Source organism: Bacillus sp. FSL R5-0431 (assembly GCF_038002985.1).
In the GTDB taxonomy this organism is placed as follows: domain Bacteria; phylum Bacillota; class Bacilli; order Bacillales; family Bacillaceae; genus Bacillus.
In genome coordinates this window covers 3,174,432-3,196,885 of record NZ_JBBOOG010000001.1, presented here as the reverse complement: position 1 = coordinate 3,196,885, position 22,454 = coordinate 3,174,432, and the positions used below count along the sequence as shown (strand labels likewise).

Annotated in this window: 17 protein-coding genes; 13 read left to right on the top strand and 4 right to left on the bottom strand. The window is 38.7% G+C overall.

Features of this window, described 5'->3' with window-relative positions:
• Nucleotides 1–12: 12 nt before the first annotated feature.
• Nucleotides 13–1,200 carry a CDP-glycerol glycerophosphotransferase family protein gene (locus MKZ03_RS16500; protein WP_307500355.1) on the bottom strand — a complete coding sequence of 396 codons (1,188 nt, stop codon included), beginning with the start codon at nucleotides 1,198–1,200 and terminating at the stop codon, nucleotides 13–15.
• An 11-nt stretch (nucleotides 1,201–1,211) separates the two neighbouring features.
• Nucleotides 1,212–1,982 carry a WecB/TagA/CpsF family glycosyltransferase gene (locus tag MKZ03_RS16495; protein ID WP_307500354.1) on the bottom strand — a complete coding sequence of 257 codons (771 nt, stop codon included), beginning with the start codon at nucleotides 1,980–1,982 and terminating at the stop codon, nucleotides 1,212–1,214.
• A 371-nt stretch (nucleotides 1,983–2,353) separates the two neighbouring features.
• Here MKZ03_RS16495 and tagD point away from each other — a divergent pair, with 371 nt between their 5' ends.
• From tagD to tagH, 6 genes are all read left to right on the top strand, one after another.
• Nucleotides 2,354–2,743 (top strand): glycerol-3-phosphate cytidylyltransferase, encoded by a 390-nt coding sequence (gene tagD / locus MKZ03_RS16490; RefSeq protein ID WP_008343212.1) that lies wholly within the window; start codon nucleotides 2,354–2,356, stop codon nucleotides 2,741–2,743.
• A gap of 97 nt (nucleotides 2,744–2,840) precedes the next feature.
• The gene (locus tag MKZ03_RS16485; RefSeq protein ID WP_334750517.1) at nucleotides 2,841–4,307 is read left to right on the top strand and encodes an alpha-glucosyltransferase N-terminal domain-containing protein; all 1,467 of its coding nucleotides are present in this window, start codon (nucleotides 2,841–2,843) and stop codon (nucleotides 4,305–4,307) included.
• A 48-nt stretch (nucleotides 4,308–4,355) separates the two neighbouring features.
• Entirely contained in the window at nucleotides 4,356–6,617 is a 2,262-nt protein-coding gene (locus tag MKZ03_RS16480) for a CDP-glycerol glycerophosphotransferase family protein (protein WP_307500352.1), read from the top strand.
• 182 nt (nucleotides 6,618–6,799) lie between these two features.
• Nucleotides 6,800–9,166: a CDP-glycerol glycerophosphotransferase family protein gene (locus MKZ03_RS16475; RefSeq protein ID WP_095285718.1), complete on the top strand. Its 2,367-nt coding sequence runs from the start codon at nucleotides 6,800–6,802 to the stop codon at nucleotides 9,164–9,166.
• 172 nt (nucleotides 9,167–9,338) lie between these two features.
• Complete coding sequence (locus tag MKZ03_RS16470; protein ID WP_060597419.1) at nucleotides 9,339–10,166, top strand: ABC transporter permease; 828 nt, start codon at nucleotides 9,339–9,341, stop codon at nucleotides 10,164–10,166.
• Nucleotides 10,167–10,185: 19 nt separating this feature from the next.
• Nucleotides 10,186–11,790 carry a teichoic acids export ABC transporter ATP-binding subunit TagH gene (gene tagH, locus MKZ03_RS16465; protein WP_334750514.1) on the top strand — a complete coding sequence of 535 codons (1,605 nt, stop codon included), beginning with the start codon at nucleotides 10,186–10,188 and terminating at the stop codon, nucleotides 11,788–11,790.
• A gap of 26 nt (nucleotides 11,791–11,816) precedes the next feature.
• Here the strand turns inward: tagH and galU are convergent, their stop codons facing one another.
• Nucleotides 11,817–12,698, bottom strand: coding sequence for a UTP--glucose-1-phosphate uridylyltransferase GalU (gene galU, locus MKZ03_RS16460; protein WP_034660174.1), 882 nt, complete (start codon nucleotides 12,696–12,698; stop codon nucleotides 11,817–11,819).
• Between the two features lie 269 nt (nucleotides 12,699–12,967).
• Between galU and wecB the strand changes: the two genes are divergently transcribed.
• Both wecB and MKZ03_RS16450 read left to right on the top strand, forming a co-directional pair.
• Nucleotides 12,968–14,107 carry a non-hydrolyzing UDP-N-acetylglucosamine 2-epimerase gene (gene wecB, locus MKZ03_RS16455; protein ID WP_341032449.1) on the top strand — a complete coding sequence of 380 codons (1,140 nt, stop codon included), beginning with the start codon at nucleotides 12,968–12,970 and terminating at the stop codon, nucleotides 14,105–14,107.
• Between the two features lie 131 nt (nucleotides 14,108–14,238).
• Complete coding sequence (locus MKZ03_RS16450) at nucleotides 14,239–15,591, top strand: IS1182 family transposase (protein ID WP_341032448.1); 1,353 nt, start codon at nucleotides 14,239–14,241, stop codon at nucleotides 15,589–15,591.
• A 121-nt stretch (nucleotides 15,592–15,712) separates the two neighbouring features.
• Here MKZ03_RS16450 and tagU read toward each other — a convergent pair whose 3' ends face one another.
• Entirely contained in the window at nucleotides 15,713–16,633 is a 921-nt protein-coding gene (tagU, locus tag MKZ03_RS16445; RefSeq protein WP_307500348.1) for a polyisoprenyl-teichoic acid--peptidoglycan teichoic acid transferase TagU, read from the bottom strand.
• A 182-nt stretch (nucleotides 16,634–16,815) separates the two neighbouring features.
• Between tagU and MKZ03_RS16440 the strand changes: the two genes are divergently transcribed.
• The 5 genes from MKZ03_RS16440 (at nucleotide 16,816) to MKZ03_RS16420 (ending at nucleotide 22,451) form a co-directional block, all read left to right on the top strand.
• Nucleotides 16,816–17,139 (top strand): hypothetical protein, encoded by a 324-nt coding sequence (locus tag MKZ03_RS16440; RefSeq protein ID WP_024423640.1) that lies wholly within the window; start codon nucleotides 16,816–16,818, stop codon nucleotides 17,137–17,139.
• 24 nt (nucleotides 17,140–17,163) lie between these two features.
• Nucleotides 17,164–19,272 carry a SpoIID/LytB domain-containing protein gene (locus tag MKZ03_RS16435; protein WP_106030569.1) on the top strand — a complete coding sequence of 703 codons (2,109 nt, stop codon included), beginning with the start codon at nucleotides 17,164–17,166 and terminating at the stop codon, nucleotides 19,270–19,272.
• A 23-nt stretch (nucleotides 19,273–19,295) separates the two neighbouring features.
• Nucleotides 19,296–20,786 (top strand): N-acetylmuramoyl-L-alanine amidase, encoded by a 1,491-nt coding sequence (locus MKZ03_RS16430; protein WP_341032634.1) that lies wholly within the window; start codon nucleotides 19,296–19,298, stop codon nucleotides 20,784–20,786.
• Between the two features lie 224 nt (nucleotides 20,787–21,010).
• Nucleotides 21,011–21,592, top strand: a complete 582-nt coding sequence (locus MKZ03_RS16425; protein ID WP_427847046.1) for a hypothetical protein — start codon at nucleotides 21,011–21,013, stop codon at nucleotides 21,590–21,592.
• Between the two features lie 199 nt (nucleotides 21,593–21,791).
• Nucleotides 21,792–22,451 (top strand): sugar transferase, encoded by a 660-nt coding sequence (locus MKZ03_RS16420; protein WP_340973920.1) that lies wholly within the window; start codon nucleotides 21,792–21,794, stop codon nucleotides 22,449–22,451.
• Nucleotides 22,452–22,454 lie beyond the last annotated feature (3 nt).

Here is a 22,454-nt window from a genome sequence, read left to right as displayed (position 1 = left end):
CGTCCGTGCTTCCTAATGAGAAGCCGGACGTTTTTTGTGTAAGAGCTGCTGTTCAATAAATGATAGGAGCTGCTGACTAGACTCGCCCTTTGAATATTTGTTCCATTCCTCAGCGAAGGTTTTGATTCGTTCTCTGTGATCTGATTCGTTTAGATGAAGCAGCTCCTTCAAGAGCATGTCTTGAGTGACGCAAGCCTTTCCAGGAATGATGTCCTCATACCGATCGACTAAGCCGCGTTTCGCTCGATAAGTGTCTAAGTCATAAGTGAAGAACAAAACAGGCTTTTCAAGCAGCGCATATTCAAACACAATCGACGAATAATCTGTCATCAGTACATCGCAAGTACAAAGCAATGGATAGAGCGGCTGATCGGACACATCAAATATCCATTCACCGTCTGTTTCCGCCTTTGCTAAATGTTTGACCGCAGGATGAAGCTTGACGAGCAGAATATAGTCTCCATTTAGCTCTGTTTGCAATTGCTCTTTTGAAAAAGGCAGGACAAGATCGTCCATTGCAAAGTCTCGATAGGTCGGTGCATAAAGCAGGAGCTTTTTCCCTTTAGGAAAATCATTCGGCCTCAAGGAAGGCAGGCACTGATCATAGTACACATCCGTCATCGGTACACCTGTTGGTAAAAAACGTTCATCATTGACCCCAAACGAAGACTTAAAAATCTCGCGCATGTGATCTGAGCCTGTAACGATATAATCGAAAGACGCATAGACTCGTTTGAAGCGTTTGATATCACGGGGACTTCGTTCCGAATTTGATGCATCTTCAAGACCGAATTTTTTCAACGCCCCATTGGCATGCCATACTTGAATACATGTGGTAGAAGGGCGTTTTCTGAGTACACTTGTCATGAGAAAGTAATTATCTGTCACGACAACCTTGCTTTTAAACATCGTGTAAATACATTGAATGAGATGGAGAGGATTTTTTTCATGAAAATAGCGAAATGACAGATGAGACCCGTCCTTTTCTATCGCAGAAGCATGCTTCGTATAGAGGACAGTAAGCTTCATCGTCATGTTCGCCTGTTGTTGATAAGTATCAATGAGAGCAGCTGCATTCTCTTGAAATGAAACAAGCAGCGTCACCTGGTTTTCACGCGGTTTCACGCCGCTCATCAGCCATCCAATTAAAGAAACGAAAGCTGCATAGCATGAAATGATCATTGAGCGTATATTCATCATTGGTCAGTCTCTCACAGCTGCTTCGTCTGATCCTTTACTTGCTCAGGATAGTAACGTTTTTTCCCTTTGTTTTCTTTCAATACGGCAAAAGCGTATTTAGGAATATTCAGCATTCGTTTCCATCTCCACGGATTCACAATCAGTCTGTACAGCCATTCTGTATTTGTCTTAATCATCCATCGTGGTGCACGCTTCACCGTTCCGCTAAATACATCAAAGCTTCCGCCTAAACCGATGCAAACAGCCTGCGGGAATAAATGACGGTATTCATAAATAAAGTTCTCCTGATTTGGATAACCTAAAGCAACGAACACCATATCTGCTTTCGAGCGGGCGATTTGCTTCGCTACGAAACGTTTATCGGCTTGATAGCCATCACAGCTGCCCGCGATGACCACATTTGGATATTCCGTATCAATTCGCTGTTTAACAGCCTCAAGCACTTCTTTTTTCGCTCCATATAAAAAGATACTTTTAGACTGCTTGTTTGCTAGATCAAGCATAGACATGAAGACATCAAAGCCAGCAATTCTTGACTTCAGCGGACTTTGTGTCAAACGTGACATCAAGACGACGCCTACACCATCCGGCAGAACATAATCCGCAGAAGAGACGACTTGATGGTACGTATGATCCTTCATAACAGCATAGCCAATCTCTGGATTGACAGTCGCAATCATGGCGCCTCTTCTTTGAGAAATATGATGGTGATTCATATAGCTGATAAATTCATCTAGGTCGCCGTTTACATAAGAAAGGTTAGAGACCACTTCTGTTTGCATTGTTTAGACCTCCTTTTTCATCTTGGTATCTATGAACGTTCATTGTAAATTCATTCTTCGTCTACTCATCATTTTATCACAGATGCTCCATGAAATATTAACAATAACTTTACAAACCTTTAAATTTCATGACATTTTCATCAATTCATATGAAGGATGCTGCGAGAAACATTGATTCTTCGGACTTTCTCTTCTGCGCCCAATAAATTGGAAATAGTTTGTCTTTACATCTGCTTAACGTTTGATGGGCGCTGTGATATAATGAGGTTCCGAAGAGCGAAAAAATACGAACGATGATAATAGGATTACGGATAAACATTACTGCATGAAAGCAGTTGAATAAGGAATGAAGAAAGGAGTTCATGTTTGCAATGAAGAAAGTTATTACTTACGGTACATTTGATTTATTACACTGGGGGCACATTAAGCTGCTCGAACGTGCAAAGCAGCTTGGAGATTACTTAGTGGTGGCCATTTCGACAGATGAGTTTAACTTACAAAAATCAAAAAAGGCTTATCATAGCTACGAGCATCGAAAGCTGATTCTTGAAACGATTCGTTATGTAGACGAAGTCATTCCAGAAAACAGCTGGGATCAAAAAGTCCGTGACGTGCAGGAGCACGATATTGATGTGTTTGTCATGGGAGATGACTGGGAAGGTAAATTCGATTTCTTAAAAGAGCATTGCGAAGTCGTGTACTTGAAGAGAACAGAAGGCATCTCGACAACACAAATTAAGGAAGAAATTGCTGGACTTTAATAGATCGAAAAAAAGTACTTCTTATCTTTTGGTGAGAAGTACTTTTTCATGTAAAATACAATGAGCAAGTTATCATTATTTTTAAGGAGAGCTTCCTTTGTTTCAAAATTGGATGAAGAAAAAAGTTGAACACACATTGGATCAACCTCAACAACATGAAACAATGACATCAGTTGACATGCCTGATATGGACTACTACTTTATCATGGGTGATGTACCAAAACAGGATGAGAGCTCAACGAAGTCTTTAAAAGCGAGATTAAAGCCATTGGCTGACAAACATAAACGTAATGCCATTTTAACTTTGAATTATGATGCAAATGTGAAAGAACATATTCATAGCATGGAGGAGACCTTTCTTCGCCAAGTTGACATCTTGAATGTATTTGAACACTATATTCTACCAGCAAGCGGAAGTAAAAGACGTTACTCGGAATTTATCATCGGTACATCATTTCATTCGATCAATGAAGCAGTGATGCCAGTAGATGAATCAATGATACAGGTGACGAGATATGAACTGCCTTCTTCCCCTATTTGTTATATTGATCAATATAATGAAGAGCAGCAATTAGTGAAGAGGGAAGAATACAATTGGCAGGGCGTTTTGTGCAGAGTACAAAGCTTTGTTCCTCATACAGGTGCTCTATACTTGGAGGAACTAATCAATGACGATGGCGGCATTTATATGGAGATCATCTACTCAGGAGATGCAAAAAAGAATCCAGTTCGGCATATTAATTGGTATAAAAAAACAGGAATTCAAACTTTTACAAAGAAAACGGATATAAAGCAACTATGGTTATCCAGTATTCAAACACAAAATGACCGTTTGAAACTAATGATCACAGAAGACCGGGATCAGGACCGCCACCTGTTTAAAATCGATCAGCCTGAAACAACGTATTACGCTGCATTTGTACATGACGCACATTATGAAGAAGATCCGCATCAACTCTATTCTCATTACGGAGAATTATTTAAACAAATAAGAAAACAGCAAGTGGATGCCGTCTTCTTTGGAGATACTAAGCATAAGGTAGATGTTGAGAAGGTATTGGGAGAACAAACCTATTTTTATCTTGTGCCTTCTGATGAAATGTCTCTTTGGAATACAGCACTTCATCATATGCTCGAAAATCGTGAGCGAAAAGATGAACTGAGAAGGATCGTGGACCGTACGAAATGGGTTTTGCGTGATCTAAGCTCTGAACATCATGTCCTTCATCTTCAGCTTGAGTTGAAGGACGAAATGAGCCATGCGGATCATGTGCAAATCGATTTCGCAGGATATGATCGAGGCAATGGAGCTGAAATCATATCTCAAACAATCGATGAAAACCATCAAGTCAGCTTTCCAATTGGTCATTTTCAAACAAAGAAAAACATTGAAACCAACCAAACAAAATACGTTGATTTTTACATTCGTTTTAAAACAGAAGAACTTCAAGAAGTTTTGCAGCGTCTAGAAGTAGAGGGAGAGCTGCTCACCAATAAACCATCGTCAATCGATGGGTGGTCGTATCAAACGAAACAAGGAAACTATTCTTGGAAAGTGAAATAACGTGACAACACAACGGTAAGATTTCTGAACAGAGGAGATTAACGATTAATGATTGAAGAGGGAATTCATAAGAAGAGTGTCGTTGAAGGGTTAAAAAATCATCATGAGAAACTAGAAATGCTTATTCGCATCGACGATGACATGCCATTAAAAGATAGAGAATTTTATTTGTTTATGAGGGAAAGGGTATCAAAACAAGAGCTTTTCCTTCCGCTTGTACATCAAGAAGAGAATCTATTCAAGTTCGTATTGAGTGAATCATCGCTGCCGCTTGCATTAGAGCAGGGCCAGACATATAACCTGTATGTCACAGACTATCTCAGCGCAAACAAAGAAGAGGATGAAGACGAGCTTGAGGACTCAGCCTATGATTCTGATACAGAAGAAGAGGAAGACGAATTAAAAGAAACGGATAACGCCGAAGTAGAAGAGAAGACGCCATACTATAAACGTCGTTTAAAAATGGAAATAGACAAGCCAGAGCTGACTTTTTTAGAAAATAAAGATGCGATGCTGTATGTCATCCCGTATCGTACGGATAAAGGGAATGCATCGTTTAAAATCAAGCGTGAGCTAAAGGTTGTGAAATTCAATCATATCGAGCTCAACAAAGAATGTACGTTATCTTTAACTGGGTATACAGGCGTTCTCAGTGCAGAGCATCCTTATGAGATCAAAGAAGTAAAGCTTCTATTGAAGAGAAATGGTGAAGAACCAATTGAGCATCGCTTTCCGGTAAATATGACCCCAATAAAAGATGAAGTGGTCAAATACCGTGATGATCAACAAGTACCACAGCTTTATCAATTTCTAGCAGAAGTTCCTTTAAAGGAATTGACCTATTCGTTAAACAACCGCCTTGTATATCGCTTCTATCTTGAATTTATTTGTGATGTAGATGGAGTAGAGGAGACGTTAACGACCGCTTCTTTAGTGCTTGGAGATCGCTCGAACAAACTCAAAGGACTTGTTCAAATTCATAAACGAAACGATGTACCGATTCGATATGAGGTGTATCGAAAGAAAAAAAGACAAACGCTTGGCATTCGAATTAATGATTATACAATGAAAACACGTGCGAAGTACTACGTCAAAAGCAAGTGGAAGAGGTTCAAAAAGCAAATCGGTAAAATAAAAAAAGTCCGTAACCGCCTTGTGACAAGGACCTTCCAAACGACCTTTAAGCTGGCGAGTAAGCTGTCTGTGAAAAAGAAAACGGTTGTTTTTGAAAGCTTTAATGGAAAACAATTCAGCTGTAACCCGCGTGGGATCTATGAGTATATGAAAGAAAATCATCCTGAATATACGTTGATCTGGAGTGTGAAAAAAGGACATGAAGCACCTTTTAAGGAAAAGGACATCTACTATATCAATCGTCTGTCATTGAAATGGATTCTTGCGATGGCAAGAGCCGAGTATTGGGTCGTCAACAGCCGTTTGCCGCTATGGATTCCAAAACCAGAGCATACAACATACTTGCAGACATGGCACGGTACGCCGTTAAAACGACTTGCGATGGATATGGACGAGGTGCATATGCCTGGAACAAACACGAAGAAATACAAAAAGAATTTCACGAAAGAAGCATCGAATTGGGACTATCTCATTTCTCCAAATGCTTACTCGACTGAAATCTTTACACGTGCATTCCAATTTCAAAAGACCATGATTGAGTCAGGATATCCGAGAAATGACTTCCTTCATAATCAAAACAATGAAGAAACGATGAGAGCACTCAAACAAAAAATGAACTTGCCGCTTGATAAAAAATTGATCTTATACGCACCGACATGGAGAGACGATCAATTTTATAAAAAAGGGCAGTACAAATTTGATTTAGACCTTGATCTGCATGAGCTAAGAGCCGCTATCGGAGACGAATATATCATCATTTTGCGTATGCACTATCTAGTCGCTGAAAACTTTGATTTAGGACCATATGAAGGCTTTGCCTATGACTTCTCTCATTACGAAGACATTAGAGACCTGTATATGATATCTGATCTGCTCATCACTGACTACTCATCTGTGTTCTTTGATTATGCAAACCTTAAACGTCCGATGCTGTTCTATGTGCCAGACATCGAAACATATCGTGACAAGCTGAGAGGCTTCTACTTCGACTTTGAACAAGAAGCACCTGGACCTCTTGTGAAAGAAACAGCCAGCGTCATTGACTGGGTAAGAGAAACAGAACAGCCAACCTTTACACTACCGGCTTCATTCGCACCGTTTTATGAAAAATTCTGCTATCTAGAGAGCGGGGAGTCTTCGAAGCGTGTGGTGGAAGTAGTGTTTTCTGAAAAATAGTTTAAAAAGTACCGTTCTTCGCCTTTTGAACGGTACTTTTTTGTGTTTTTCATACCATTGTACACATATTTAAAAGTTATGGTAAAAATAAAAAAACATAGAAATTTAACATTAAACATGCTAAATTTAGATAAGATTATCCGGTAATGTAAATTTGCTGAAAATAATATAGAGGTGCTTCAATGTACAAACTTTATCATAATTTTTTAGAAATTCTTAATTTAGATGAACACAAGTTAGTTTTATATATTGATAACATAGAGAAATTGTGCACTTATGAATTTAAAGAGCTAAATGTAAATGAATCAAAGTGGATTTGCGAAATTAATGTAAAGGATCAGATGATTTTTGAATCCACAATAGACAATTCTAATGAAATGATCTATCTCTATGCTAAGGATCATAACTTATATATTGTCAAAGAAAGCTCAGACATGATCCAGCCAGATCAAGTACTTCCCATTGAAATTAATAATCAATTTGATGATATCTATGTCAAGCAATTAGGGTTAGATCGCTATGGCTTATACAGCGGCGAAGAGGAACTGTTATTATTTTCAGGGCTGCTGAATGTAGATGAGATCAATCGGAATTATAAAATAGATTTGCCCATTAAAAAGGTAGGTAGACGATTTGTGGATATCTCCTTTATTAAATACAGTGCTTTCCACTTTGTTATTACCTATGATTGTCAGAATAAGGAACTAAATGTAAGGAAAATTTTGTTTGATGTGATGCAGGAACATAAAGATATTGAAGTGACTGTGAATAATCGTAATCAAATCAAAATTTTAAATAAAGTGACGGATCAAAAGAAAATCGTCAACTTTAGACTCGTTCCTAGATATCAGCCGCTTAAAGTTTTTGGTAAAGATACCTTGGAGCAGTTCAAAGATGACAATATTCTCAATATCTTGGTGATTAATAAACAAAGATATTACATCTATGTCAGAACGAATGGCGTTTACTTAGTAAGAGGAAACCCATATCTCGTTACAAAACATACGTCGAGATTACGCATCTTTAGTTTGTTTAATAGTTTTTATGTTTATGGAAGATTGACGCATTATGCGTATAATTCAGATCAAAAATATGAATATCTTTACATTAGAAATTCTGAGCACCAGCTGGCGAAATTTATAAGACCATTTAGGAAGATTAAATTCTTGAAAAGATACGGTTTCTTTAAAATTTCGTTAAATGATCTTGATTTAGACAGCAGAATCCACAATAACTTGTTCGTAGGAAATGATCACCGAATTATCCATAGTTTAAGGTTGAAAAAAAAGGATAAAAAGGTCAAAACATATATCACGAAAAAGAATGGGGACAAGCTTCAAGTACTAAGAACAAATCTATTTGGGAATGTGACATCGACCATTATTCCTTATTCACAGGAATATTCTTTATTTAGTAAAGTGAAAATAAAAATAGCGAGTATCCTATCATCATTCTATAAAGACAAAAATTATGGTGTGAATTTGTTTTTTGAGAAAAAGAGTGATAAAGCAGATGAATCAGCTATTAGAGTGTATAACTACGTACAAGACAATTGTCAAACAGGCTCAAAAAATTACTTTATTCTTAATAAGAAATCAAGCGCATATCCAGCATTGAAAGCGAAATATGGAAAGGGTATCATACCGAAATATAGTCTCAGACATTATTTAAGTATCTTTAATGCCAGTTATTTTATATCAAGTGAATTATCTAACCATGTTCTGAATGATAGATTATATATTGATCATCTCAGAGAGAGAATCATGAGTGTTCCACTCGTCTTTTTACAGCATGGAATTATGTTTGCTAAACCGGTTGATAATCCAATGGCCTTTGGATTCCATAAAGACAAGAACCAATATAATATTTATAAATCAGTCATCAGCTCTGAACTAGAGGCTGGTGAATTCTACAAAATGAAATATGATCGTGAGGATTTGATTTTGACAGGGCTAGCAACCTTTGATCATGCCAAATTAGTAGACGGTGCAGATAAGATCGCCTTTATGCCAACTTACCGATATTGGGAAGAGGGTCTTATTTATACGAATAGAATTGAAGAAACATCTTACTATAAAGTTCTGATCAAAATCATCAAAAGCTTTGAAGAAGCAGGTCTTCTTGATCGTCTGTTAATTGTACCGCATAACAAATTTTCGCAGTACGTTTATCAAAACCTGCCTCAGTATAAACATCTTATTTCTGATAACCCATCGGAAGCGCTAAAAGTGTCAAAAGTGTTTATCACTGATTATTCTTCTGCTATTTATGATGCACAATATAGAGGTGCCTATCCTATTTTTTATTGGGAAGAAAAAGATTACTTGATTAGACAGTATAAGGCGATTCCTCCTGTAAACGATGAAAATGCACCAGGACCGATAGCATATAATACACAAGAGCTGATTCGGATTGTTAAACATGCGATCGATCGTCAGTATGTTGTGGAAGATGAATATAAAGAAAAATATCTGAAAATCAACAGCTTTAACGATAATCAGAATACGAAAAGAATTACGGATTTCTTAAAAGAACATCAAATTATCTAATATGTTAGGACCCCCTGAATCAACGATTGAAAGGATTCAGGGGTTTTTTGTCTTCTAGTTTGACGTGCATGACTTTTGTTATAAGGTGAAATGTGCATCGTTATCTGTTACAATTATGAGCGGTGCTTTTTAAAAAAGTAATCCCAAAAACTTATATCTAAGGAAGATTAGAATGAACGCAATGTTGACGATATTAAAGGAGCAAATTAGCTCATTTCCGCTGATTATGCGACTTGCTGTTTATGAAACAAAATCAAAATATCAGATGAATTATTTAGGTGTTTTATGGCAGTTTTTAAATCCATTGATTCAAATGCTGGCTTACTGGTTTGTTTTTGGTCTGGGAATTCGCGGAGGACAGCCAATTGTCATTGGAGGGATGGAAGTTCCATTTATCATCTGGATGCTTGCCGGATTAATCCCTTGGTTCTTCATTAGTCCGACGATACTTGATGGATCAAACAGTGTGTTTAAACGCATTAATATGGTATCGAAAATGAATTTCCCTATTAGTGCGCTGCCGTCTGTGGTGATTATGTCCAACTTGTTCAGCTACTTTGTCATGATGGGTGTCTATCTGATTGTGCTCATTTCCTATGGCATATATCCTGATGCGCACTGGCTGCAATATATATACTATCTTATTTGTATGATCGCGTTTATGTTTTCGTTTAGTTTGTTTAATTCCACGATTAGCGTACTCGTGAGAGACTATCAATTTCTTTTACAATCAGTGACACGTTTACTTTTCTTTTTGCTGCCGATTTTTTGGAATATCTCAGAGAAGCTCACTGGAGACAAAGCATGGATCGGGGATATATTAAGATTGAATCCTCTTTTCTACATTATTGATGGTTTTAGAAATAGCTTGTTAAAGGGAGAATGGTTCTTCCATGATGTGAAATATACGCTTTATTTTTGGCTGATCACGCTTCTTCTTTTAACAGTCGGTTCATTGCTTCATATGAAATTTAGGGATAAATTTGTCGATTTTCTTTAAAAAGTAAGGAGATTATACGATGAAACTAAAGGTTTCGTTTCGAAACGTATCCAAGCAATACGTCCTATATAAAAAGCAGTCAGATAAGATTAAAGGGCTGTTTTTTCCTAATAAAAATGAAAAAGGTTTCTTTGCTGTTCGTGATGTGTCCTTTGATGTATATGAAGGCGAGACGATTGGTTTTGTAGGGATCAACGGATCTGGAAAATCAACGATGTCAAACCTTCTAGCGAAAATCATTCCACCGACAAGTGGTGAAATTGATATGGACGGACAGCCTTCGTTAATTGCCATTGCGGCAGGGCTGAACAACCAATTAAGCGGGAAGGACAACATTCGCCTCAAGTGCTTAATGATGGGGCTGACGAATAAAGAGATAGACGAGCTTTATGAAAAAATCGTAGAGTTTGCGGATATTGGTGACTTTATTGATCAGCCTGTAAAGAGCTACTCAAGCGGAATGAAATCACGCCTTGGCTTCGCCATTTCAGCGCATATCGATCCAGATATCTTGATTATTGATGAAGCATTGTCTGTTGGTGACCAAACCTTCTATCAAAAATGCGTGGATCGAATCACAGAATTCAAAGAACAAGGGAAGACGATCTTTTTTGTCAGCCATTCCATTAGCCAAATTCAAAAAATCTGTGACCGGGTGGCTTGGATGCATTATGGTGAGCTTCGTATGTTTGATGATACGAAGAAGGTCGTGAAAGAGTATAAGGAGTTTGTTGAATGGTTTAACAAGCTTTCTAAAAAAGAAAAAAAAGAATATCAATTGAAACACAAAGAAGGGCGTAAAGGCGTACAAAAAAAGACAGAAAAGGTGTCTCGATATGATGAGAACGGAAAACGACGTTCATTTTTTGGACCAGCCTTTCAAGTGACGATAATAGCTGTTTTAACTATTTTACTTGCCTTATCGATGTTTTCGGATCGCCCGCTTCGTACACTGGCGACGTTTGGCGCCATCCCATCAGATAAGACAGAATCGCCTCAGTCAAAGAGCCCGCTATCGAAAGGGGCGCCTGATATGAAAAAGGTGGATCGACAGGCAATTGTCACGGCAGATCCACTCACGGTGTACAAAGATCAAGCCATGAAAAAGAAGGCAGATGTCACTTTGCCATTTGGACAAGAGGTACAAGCTGTCGCTGAAAATAAACAAACCGTTCAAATCAAAACAGCATCAGAGACGTATTTTGTCAAAGCTGATGGGCTTCAACATGCAGAAGAATTAAAGTCATTATCCATTGGACCAGGTCAGTTCAATTCCTATGTATCGCCCGCATCTGCAGGCTCGTATGAGTATTTACTTTCTTTCCTTGGAAAAGAAGAATCTGTGCTTAAGCAAAGAATGCAAACGCTGAGCTCGATCAAAAGTAATCAAGGCGGAATGATTGAACGATTGACCACAGAGAAAGCCGACTATGTCATTCAAAATGGTCAAGCGAATACGATGGTATTCCGTGAGATCATGTCAATCTCTCCTTCAACACTTGGGCTGACAGAACAGAACGTTTGGATGAATGAGAAACAAACGAAATTCGCAGTGAAGGGCGAAAACAACTTGTTTGTCATTGATAATGAACAGCATACACTGACGATTTCAGTGATCAAATAAAAAGCTGCCGATCCCGGCAGCTTTTTTTAATTCACTTCTTCTTTTTCGAGAAGCTGTTTCATAAATGGAATGAGTTTCTTTTTCAGATCCTCATCTTGAAGGGCGAACTCTAGAGTCGTCTCGATGAAGCCTTGCTTTTCACCGACATCGTATCGTTTTCCTTCGAAATCATAGGCGAATACGCGCTGAATGTCATTCAGCTTTTGGATGGCATCTGTCAGTTGAATTTCTCCGCCTGCACCAATTTCTTGCTGATCAAGGTACATAAAGATCTCTGGCGTGAAAATGTAGCGTCCTAAGATGGCTAAATTGGATGGTGCTGTACCTTGCGGCGGCTTTTCAACAAAGTTTTTCACTTGGTAGCGGCGTCCTTCTTGTGTAAGAGGATCAATGATCCCGTAGCGATGTGTATCGCTGTCTGCCACCTGCTGAACACCGATCACAGATGAAAGAGTCTTTTCGTATTCATCCATCAGCTGGCGAAGTCCGGGTGTTTCGGCTTGAACAATATCATCACCTAATAAAACGGCGAAAGGTTCATCACCGATAAAGTTGCGTGCGCACCAAACGGCGTGTCCAAGTCCTTTAGGTTCCTTTTGACGTATGTAATGAATGTCAGCAATGTTAGAGGATTTTCTCACCTTTTCTAAAAGCTCACTTTTTCCTTTTTCCTCCAGGTTGCGCTCTAGCTCTGGTGCAAAATCAAAATGATCCTCAATGGCTCTTTTTCCTTTTCCAGTGACGATAATAATGTCTTCAATTCCTGATTCAACAGCTTCTTCAATAATATATTGAATGGTTGGTTTATCAACGATTGGCAGCATTTCTTTAGGCATAGCTTTTGTTGCAGGGAGGAAACGTGTCCCAAGACCTGCTGCTGGTATAATGGCTTTACGTACTTTTTTCAATGAACTTTGCACCTTCCTTACATAGATAACCGATTTAATCATTCAATGTTTGTTCTTGGTCGTCTGTTTAAAGTGTAACTTACAAATCATAGGAAAGACAAATGATTTCACTAAAATGAATTTTAGATAATTCATATTTTATATGTTAAATGTAAAGGAAAGAGAAATTTAACGTTAATTCAATGTAAATTTCTTTTTTTATATCATTAAATTTATCCTCCAAATTGTGTATAATTGAAAGTACTATACTAGGAAAGAGGATTAAACAAGTGAAAAAACTAAATGTAATGACTATTTTCGGTACTAGACCTGAAGCGATCAAAATGGCACCACTTGTCCTTGAATTAAATAAACATCCACAGATAAATTCAATTGTCACTGTAACAGCCCAGCATAGAGAAATGCTTGATCAAGTTCTTGAGGCTTTTTCGATTACGCCAGATCATGATTTAAACATCATGAAGCAGCGCCAGACATTATCTGAAATCACATCAAATGCACTGTTAAAGCTAGATCAATTATTCCAAGAAGAAAAACCTGATATTGTCCTTGTCCATGGGGATACTACAACAACCTTTGCAGGAAGCTTGGCAGCATTTTATCACCAAATTTCAGTCGGTCACGTCGAAGCTGGATTGAGAACACACAATAAGTACTCGCCGTTCCCAGAGGAATTGAACCGTCAAATGACAGGCGCTATTGCCGATATTCATTTTGCACCTACAGACGAAGCGAAGCAGAATCTTTTAATTGAAAATAAAAAAGAAGAGACCATTTGTGTGACAGGGAATACAGCGATTGACGCCCTGCAAACAACGGTTACTGAGCAGTATCAGCACCCTATTTTAGAGAAAATAGGCACGGATAAAATGATCTTGTTAACGGCCCATCGCAGAGAGAATCTCGGACAGCCGATGAAAAACATGTTTAGAGCCATTAGACGTGTTGTAGAAGAGTTTGAAGATGTTCAGGTCGTTTATCCTGTTCATTTAAACCCTGCTGTACGTGATGCAGCTCAGACAGAATTTAGCGGTCTCGATCGGGTACACTTAATTGAACCGCTTGAAGTCGTTGATTTCCATAACTTTGCTGCCGCTTCACACTTTATCTTAACGGATTCTGGCGGTGTACAAGAGGAGGCGCCTTCTCTAGGGAAGCCAGTATTAGTGCTGCGTGATACAACAGAACGTCCAGAAGGCGTGAAAGCCGGCACGCTTAAGCTTGCAGGTACAGATGAAGAGACCATTTACAAAATGGCAAAAGAGCTGCTAGTAGATCAGAAAGAGTATGACAATATGTCGAAGGCGTCTAACCCTTATGGTGACGGACAAGCCTCGAGACGAATTGTCGAAGAGCTCCTCCATCGATTTGGATTAAGTGAAGAAAAACCTGCCCCATTCAAATCATAAAAAAAGAAGACTACAGTCATGTAGTCTTCAGGCTGTCGAGAAAATCTCGACAGCTTTATTTTTTTCCTTAAACTTTCCATCTCCTCATTTTATAATAGAGAAAAACCCCATTTAAGGAAGGTGTTTTTCTCATGTTCCACACTAGAAATTCTTCTCAGCACGAAGCCGAATTTGTATTGCTAGATCAACTGGTCGAAGAGGATCACCTGCTTCGTAAAATTGATCAGTACATTGATTTTTCATTTATCGTAGATAAAGTAAAACCGTATTATAGCGAGAATAAAGGTCGCCCTTCTCTTGATCCACTTATTTTGTTCAAAATGATGTTTATCGGATACCTGTACGGTATCCGTTCTGAAAGACAACTTGAAAAAGAAATTTACTATAACATGGCGTATAGATGGTTTTTAGGTTTGAACATCAATGACCCCGTTCCTCATCACTCGACCATTAGCTGGAATCGTCGTACTCGATTCAAAGATACAACGGTTTTTCAAGATATTTTTGATGAAATTGTGCTTCAAGCCATCAATCATGATATGGTAGGAGGCCGCGTTCTTTTTACTGATTCAACTCATCTTAAAGCCAATGCCAATAAACATAAATATACGAGAAAAACGATTGAACAAGATATCCAAAACTATATAAATGAATTAGAAGAAGCGATCCAAGAAGATCGGGTGGCACACGGAAAAAAGCCATTAAAGGTAAAAGAGGAGGTGAAAACGAAAAAAGACATTCGTCAAAGTATGACTGACCCTGAAAGTGGCTATCTTTATCGTGAAAATAAACCGGAAGGCTTTTTCTACCTAGACCACCGTACAACGGATATGAAGTACAATATCATCACGGATGCCCATGTCACGCCCGGCAATATCCATGATTCTATTCCGTATCTTGATCGATTGGATCACCAAATCACCCGATTTGGTTTTCAAGTAGAAGCTGTTGCCCTTGATTCTGGTTATTTGACAACCCCAATCTGTAAAGGTTTATCGGATCGCCATATTTTTGGTGTCATCGCACATAGACGCTTTCATCCAACAAGAGGATTATTTGAGAAGTGGAAATTTCAGTATGATTCTGAATCTGATCACTACATATGCCCAAATGACGAGAAGCTATTATATACGACAACTGATCGAAAAGGTTATAGGTTCTACAAATCAGATCCTAAAAAATGCGTATCGTGTCCTTTCCTTGAGAGCTGTACAAGATCGAAAAATCATCAAAAAGTGATCTCAAGACATGTATGGGAGGAACACAAAGAAAAGATCAGACAAAATCGTCTGTCTGCCTCTGGAAAAGAGATATATAAAAAAAGAAAAGAAAAAATAGAGCGAAGCTTTGCAGATTCAAAACAACTGCACGGGCTTCGCTACTGCCGGTTGAGGGGAAAACAAAACGTGAGTGAGCAAGTGCTTCTCACAGCTACGTGTCAGAACATGAAGAAGATTGCCACACACCTAGCGAAGCTAGGTTAGGTGTGTGGGAGGCCTTTTTCATTAAATCTCATCCATCATAATTACGATGAAAATAAAAAAGATTGTAGAAAAACATGAGTTTCTCTACAATCTGAAGACTACAGTCATGTAGTCTTCTTTTTTACTGCTCCAAACTTTCCTTCAATTCCTTCTTCACTGTAGCCAAACTATTATCATCAAGCTGATAATAATAGATGTTATTGATGCGTGCTCCTGTTCCTTTCAGCTCATGCTGTTTGACGCGCTGTCTTGCGTCACGGTAGTCATTCATCATCGTCCACATATCATCAAATGACATGTTGGTCTTCATATTGTTTTCCACGACTTTGAACATATCGCCGAACTTCGTAATAGATGAAATGTTTGCCCCTTTTGCAATGATGCCTTCAATGACTTGGCGCTGCCTTTGCTGACGTCCAAAGTCACCCTTTGGATCTTGCTTTCTCATTCTTGTGTAGGCAAGGGCTTGATCACCATTTAGATTAATTTCTCCTGTACCAAATGAATGGCCGTCATAGCTGAAAGCAAATGTGCTGTTAACTGTAATGCCGCCTAGTGTATCGACAATATCCTTAAAGCTTTCCATATTGACTTTCACAAAGTAATCAACAGGTACATCAAGCAATTCCTCTACTGTATCTGCTGCCATTTGTGTGCCGCCGAATGCATAGGAGTGGTTGATTTTATCCATTGTGCCTTTTCCGACAATTTTTGTATACGTATCACGCGGGATACTCACCATCTCGGTCGTTTTGGTTTTTGGGTTAACGGTCATGTATATTAATGTATCCGCACGGCCTCGGTCATTTTTTCTTTCGTCAACACCCATGACTAAAATAGAAATCGGGTCTTTCTTATTTAAATCGACATCTTTGTCACGCTTATCTGACTTCTTTAAATTCTCCTGAATGCCTGCCACGGTTGATGCTGCTGTATTCCAAAGATGATATGCATATCCGCCAGTTGCTAATACGAATAAGCCAATAATCGATAAAACAATCCAAAGAACCTTTTTTTTCTTTCGTTTTCTTTCAGCTCTCATAATGTCCCTCACCTTTTCTATGATTCTTCCATGATTATAGGTTTACGAATCTTGATAAACAAGTTATTTTTTTACTCTGAACCTAGATATAGACGTTGTAACAAAAAAAAGGTTTCAAAAAACCTTAAATTTACCTTAAAATATTAAGTTATAAGACGATACAAAGACATGAGGTGAAAAAAATGAAGAAAATCGTCGTTTTACCGTTCTTAATACTACTACTTGGTATCGTGCTCACAGCATGTGGAACGGCTGAGCAGTCCTCGGGAGAAAACAAGACAAGCAGTTCAACTCCTCAGGTGCTGGAAGAAAAAGCTGAATTTATTGGAATGGCTGATGCACATACAGTCGAAGTGAAAAAAGTGAATACGACCTTAAGCTATGAATTTACGGATAATTTTAAAGATGTGTTAAATGAATTCAAACCAGGAGACACAGTAGAAATCTCTTACTTTATCAATGACAGTGGTCAAAAGGAAATTCAAAAGATTGAAAAACAGAAGTAAAAAAGATGGGCGGGATGAACAAAATTGAAGAAAACAGGCGTTACACTTATTGTTCTCATGACACTGACTCTACTAGTCGCACCCTTTCAGTCTGCCATGGCTAGCTCGACAATTTCAGTGAAATTGTCTAATTATATCGGAAATAAAAAAACGATGGATCTATCCACAGCTGGAGAATACAAACTGTCAGGATCAAATGTGGCTGTCACGAAAAGATATGATGGCAAAAATCGATACGAAGTTGCTAATAGCATCGCGTCTGCTGGCTGGAAGAATCCATCAACTGTTGTCATTGTGAGCCGTGATGCATTTGATCACGCCATTTCTGTATCACCGTTAGCTTACAAACTAGGCGCACCCATTTTGTATACGAACATTGAAAGACTGACAAAAACAACTGAAAACCAGCTGAAGAAAATGAAGCCGGATAACATCCTGATCATCGGTAACACGAAAAGTATTTCCACAGCTGCTGAGAAATCTATTAAAAAGTATGGCAAAGTCAGACGTATTAGTGGAAAAGACAAGTTTGAAATCTCTCAAAAAATCGCTAAAGAAATGGGTAACTATAAGCAAGCTGTCGTTGTCGGCGGAAACTCATTTATGAATGGGATTGCGATTGCATCCTATGCATCGAGAAAGGGATATCCAATCCTGTTAACAAAAAAAGATTCCATTCCGTCTTACAAGCTGCCAAGTAAAGTCATCATCATCGGCAGTACGAAAAGTACGGGACAAAAAGTAGAGAATCAAATTAAAAAAACATCACAGGTGACAAGAATCAGTGGTGCCAATCGCTATGAACTATCTGTGAATATTATTAAGAAATTAAATATCAATGCAGATAAAGTTTATTTGGCAAAAGCCTCTAGCTATATTTATGCTATGCCGCTGTCTCAATTGGCTGCAAAGTCTAACAGTACCGTTGTGTATGTGAAACCAGATTCTGTCACAGCGTCACTAAAAGCACTGCTGAAACAAAAGGGTACATATGCTTATCACCTTGCTGGTAGCACAAGTGCGATTAAAGATAGCTTGAAAAACTCATTAGCTAAACAAGTCTATCTGAAAAAAAATCAAAACTACCAATTGAATATTTCTAACGGAAAAATTTCATTAAAAGGCATAAAGACGTATAACACAGTAAGAGTTGTTCCTGAGAAATATTCAACGAAAAATGTCCTTCAAATTGCAGGGAAGCCGTACTTAGGCAGCGTCAACTTTGCAATTGAATCAGGTTATATCAGGCCGACTCTCGAAAATATTCCATTTGAAGACTATCTAAAAGGCGTAGTACCAAATGAAATGCCTGCAAGCTGGCATGTTGAAGCGCTAAAAGCACAGGCAGTTGCCGCTAGAACGTATTCAGTGAAAAGTATTGGAAAAGTCGTACCTGATACAACTGCCTTCCAAGTATATGGAGGATATAACTGGTACACGAATTCGACAAAAGCTGTCGATGCCACAAAAGGGAAGGTACTGAAATACAACAATCAGCTCATTTCAGCAACCTATTATTCTAGTAATGGCGGTTATACAGAGGCAAGTGAAGAAGTGTGGGCAAATGCACTGCCGTACTTAGTGGCCAAAAAGGATACAAAAGATCCGGTCAATGCATGGACGCTAAAACTCTCTAAAAAACAACTAGGCACAACATTGACTGCTAGCACAGCAGCATCTCAGTGGTCTAAGACAAAAGAGACAAATGCAGCGGACCTTGCTGGTCTCAAATCATGGCTACTCAAAAACAAAGAAACAGCTGCATCTGATATGAAGATTGCATCCATCTCAAGCCTGACATTCTCAGGAAAAACAAAAGGCCAGCGTGCGAAGACGGTATCGATCAAGCTGACATATCATCTGAAAAATAAAACAGGCACGTATGCAGTAAACAAAAGCACAACGGCAAGTATGAAGATGACCGAGTTTAGATCCGTCATGGGCGCAACAAAGGTGAAAAGCACATTTGCGTCTGTCAAAAACAATACAAATGACTTTACGATTTCAGGAAAAGGATATGGTCACGGCATTGGTATGAGCCAATACGGAGCCAAAGCTAGAGCAGAATCTGGAAACTCATATTCTTCCATACTTTCGTTCTACTATCCAGGTACAAAACTAACAAACTATTAAAGGGTTAAAGGAGGACATAGATGATGCGCTCAATCATGAAAACAGCCATCCTCAGCCTTATCGCCATTTTCGTTATTGTTCCGACAGCTTCAGCAGATAATTCCGTCTCACGAATTGATGGCGGGAGCAGATATGCTGTAGCAGCAAACGTAGCGAAAAAGGGATGGGGGACTGCAAGTACAGTCGTTTTAGTAGGGAAAACTGCGTATGCAGATGCAACAGCAGGGATTCCACTTGCACACCAAAAAAATGGACCAGTTCTTTATACAAACAGTAAGAGTCTTTCGGGTGATACGAAAAAAGCCCTAAAGGCTTTAAAAACAAAAACAGTTATCGTTTTAGGCAGTACAACAAGTGTGTCAAACAACGTAGTCAACGAAGTGAAGAAAATGGGCATCTCTACACAACGTATTTCAGGGAAAAATCGATATGAGCTATCTGCAAATATCGCGAAAAAAATGAAAAAGCCAGCAGGCGTCGTTGTCGTTGAAGGTTCCTTCTATGCTCATGGGATTGCAATTGCACCGGTAGCAGCACAAAAAGGATTCCCGATTCTCTACACAGATAAAAAGGGACTTCGTTCTGAAATCGCTTCTGTTGCAAAAGCAAGCAATGTCAAACAAACCATTGTAGTCGGCGGAGAAAATTACGTCACAAAAGCAGCTTATAATCAATTGAAATCTCCAACACGAATCAAAGGCTCCACTCGTTATGACGTTGCCGCTAATATTGTGAAAAAGTATAATATGAGCACGTATAATACCTATGTAGGAAGAGGATTTGGCTATGCCACTTCATCTTCTGCTGCAGGGATCGCAGCGAAGCAAAACAAAGCATTGCTTCTAACGAATGAAAAGACATTACCAAAAGTAACAAGAGCAACAATTAGCAGTAAAAAAATCACCAAATTTACTGTCGTAGGCAGTACAAATACGGTGACACCAACTGTTGTGAATCAATTAAAAAATCCTGCCGTCGGGAAAAAAGTATTCATTGATCCAGGTCATGGTGCACATGATTCAGGAGCTGTAGGCTACGGTTTATATGAAAAGAACTTGAATTTAGATGTAGCAAAACGTTTAAATACGAAATTAAACAACGCTGGTGCACTTGTTACCATGTCAAGAACATCAGACACATTTGACAGTCTTCAAACGCGAGTGAGCAAAGGTGCGAATGCGAAAGCAGATATCTTCATTAGTGTCCATGCCAACTCAAATGATAACAGCAGTGCAAACGGAACAGAAACGTATTATGACAAAACATATGCGTCTGCAAACAGCTTGAAGCTTGCGCAAAACATTCAGCCTAAAATGGTCAGTGCACTTGGTACAAGAGACCGTGGTGTGAAAACAGCTGGATTCTACGTGATTAAATATTCTAAAATGCCGAGTGTTCTTTTAGAAACTGGTTTTGTGTCCAGTCCAGTTGATTCAAACATCTTGAAATCTGCTACGTATAAAGATCGTTTAGCGTCAGGCATTTCAAGCGGTGTGTCAGGTTACTTTAGATAAGAAAATACAAACATGAGGGGTGCCTCAGATACTCCTCTTAGGCTGCTCGAGAACGTCTCTCGGCAGCCTTTTTTCAAAAGTCTATGAAGTGTTTGGGTAATCAATAATGTGTCAAGTTAAAAATACATTTCATTTTTGGTTATCTTTGTTATAATTGAAACATAGAAGGTGAATGGTTTACGCATGAATCTTCAAGCGACAGCAAATCGACAAATCATGAAGAGGTGACGATCTTGAAAAAATTAATCACAATGCCGTTTCTAGTATTGCTTCTAGGTGTATTACTCACAGCATGCGGCACAACAAATCAATCAAGCGACAACAATAAGGATGACAGCAAAAAGGAAACAAACGAAGCGGCTGATCAAAAGAAAGAAAATGCTTCAGAGGAAAAAACAGAAGATCAGTCATCTAATGAAAAAGCAGATGATCAAAGCAAAGAAACAGCTGCTCAAAAAGAAGAGCAAGCTGGTCAATCTGATGAAGCGGCAAAAGACAGCTCAAGTAAAGAAATCACAAAAGAAGAACCTGCTAAGGATCAATCAAAAGCTGATTCTAAAACAAAGAAAGAATCAACAACAAATAAGAAAAATGAAGTCACCAAAGAAGGCACATATGTCGGTTTGGCTGATGGACATACCATTGCTGTGAACATTGATGGCAAAGAAGTAGCTATTCAGTTCGGAAATGCGTTTTCTAAACAAGTGAACAGCTTAAAAGAAGAATCAAAAGTGAAAGTAACCTATACAAAAGATGCAAACGGAACCCTTCGATTAAAAACCATCGAATCCGTCAAAGCAAAATAAAGAAAAGACCCAAAGACCCGCAGAATTGCGGGTCTTTTTTACGTTGAAAAGGGCATAACTTGATATAAGTGCTCATTCTTAACACAGTTTTACAAGACTTAACAGCGCATTTACATTTGCTTAATGTTGCTCTGATAAACTGACTTTCATAGAACATCTCTTTACACAACAACTACTTTAGATGGTGAGGTGCAGGTCAGTGAGTGCAGAGAAAGCGATGAATCTTTATAGAGAATATGAAGTGAGACGAAACCACTCTTTTGCCTTAACAGAACATATGGTTCGTTATTTATTTGCAAAACGTTTCATAGATTTAATGTTCTCGTTCATCGGATTGATGTTGAGTACGCCAATCATTTTGCTGTTTGCTCTCTTGATTAAGCTGGAAACACCGGGACCAGCCTTTTATATGCAGGAGAGGGTCGGGAAAGACGGTGTTTACTTTAAATTATGGAAGCTCAGATCGATGAGAACCGACGCTGAAAGCGGAGGAGCGAAATGGGCACAAAAAAATGACCCGCGTATCACCAAAGTGGGAGCCTTCATTCGTAAAACAAGAATCGATGAACTCCCGCAATTTATCAACGTGTTAAAAGGAGAAATGAGTATCGTAGGTCCGCGGCCGGAAAGACCGATGTTTACCGCAGAATTTAATCGGACGATTCCAGGTTTTACGAAAAGATTAGCAGTAAAGCCGGGACTGACAGGTCTTGCTCAAGTAAATGGAGGATATGAAATGAGTCCGAGTGAAAAATTAACGCACGACTTACATTATATTCAAAACTTGACATTTTCTCTCGACACGAAGATTATGGTAAAAACGTTAAAAGTCATCATGACGGGTGACGGAGCCAGATAAGTA

Excerpts from the sequence above, each read along its gene's own strand:
- MKZ03_RS16500 (WP_307500355.1), bottom strand. The coding sequence starts at position 1,200 with ATGATGAATATACGCTCAATGATCATTTCATGCTATGCAGCTTTCGTT.
- MKZ03_RS16495 (WP_307500354.1), bottom strand. The coding sequence starts at position 1,982 with ATGCAAACAGAAGTGGTCTCTAACCTTTCTTATGTAAACGGCGACCTA.
- tagD (WP_008343212.1), top strand. The coding sequence starts at position 2,354 with ATGAAGAAAGTTATTACTTACGGTACATTTGATTTATTACACTGGGGG.
- MKZ03_RS16480 (WP_307500352.1), top strand. The coding sequence starts at position 4,356 with ATGATTGAAGAGGGAATTCATAAGAAGAGTGTCGTTGAAGGGTTAAAA.
- MKZ03_RS16475 (WP_095285718.1), top strand. The coding sequence starts at position 6,800 with ATGTACAAACTTTATCATAATTTTTTAGAAATTCTTAATTTAGATGAA.
- MKZ03_RS16470 (WP_060597419.1), top strand. The coding sequence starts at position 9,339 with ATGAACGCAATGTTGACGATATTAAAGGAGCAAATTAGCTCATTTCCG.
- tagH (WP_334750514.1), top strand. The coding sequence starts at position 10,186 with ATGAAACTAAAGGTTTCGTTTCGAAACGTATCCAAGCAATACGTCCTA.
- MKZ03_RS16450 (WP_341032448.1), top strand. The coding sequence starts at position 14,239 with ATGTTCCACACTAGAAATTCTTCTCAGCACGAAGCCGAATTTGTATTG.
- tagU (WP_307500348.1), bottom strand. The coding sequence starts at position 16,633 with ATGAGAGCTGAAAGAAAACGAAAGAAAAAAAAGGTTCTTTGGATTGTT.
- MKZ03_RS16440 (WP_024423640.1), top strand. The coding sequence starts at position 16,816 with ATGAAGAAAATCGTCGTTTTACCGTTCTTAATACTACTACTTGGTATC.
- MKZ03_RS16430 (WP_341032634.1), top strand. The coding sequence starts at position 19,296 with ATGCGCTCAATCATGAAAACAGCCATCCTCAGCCTTATCGCCATTTTC.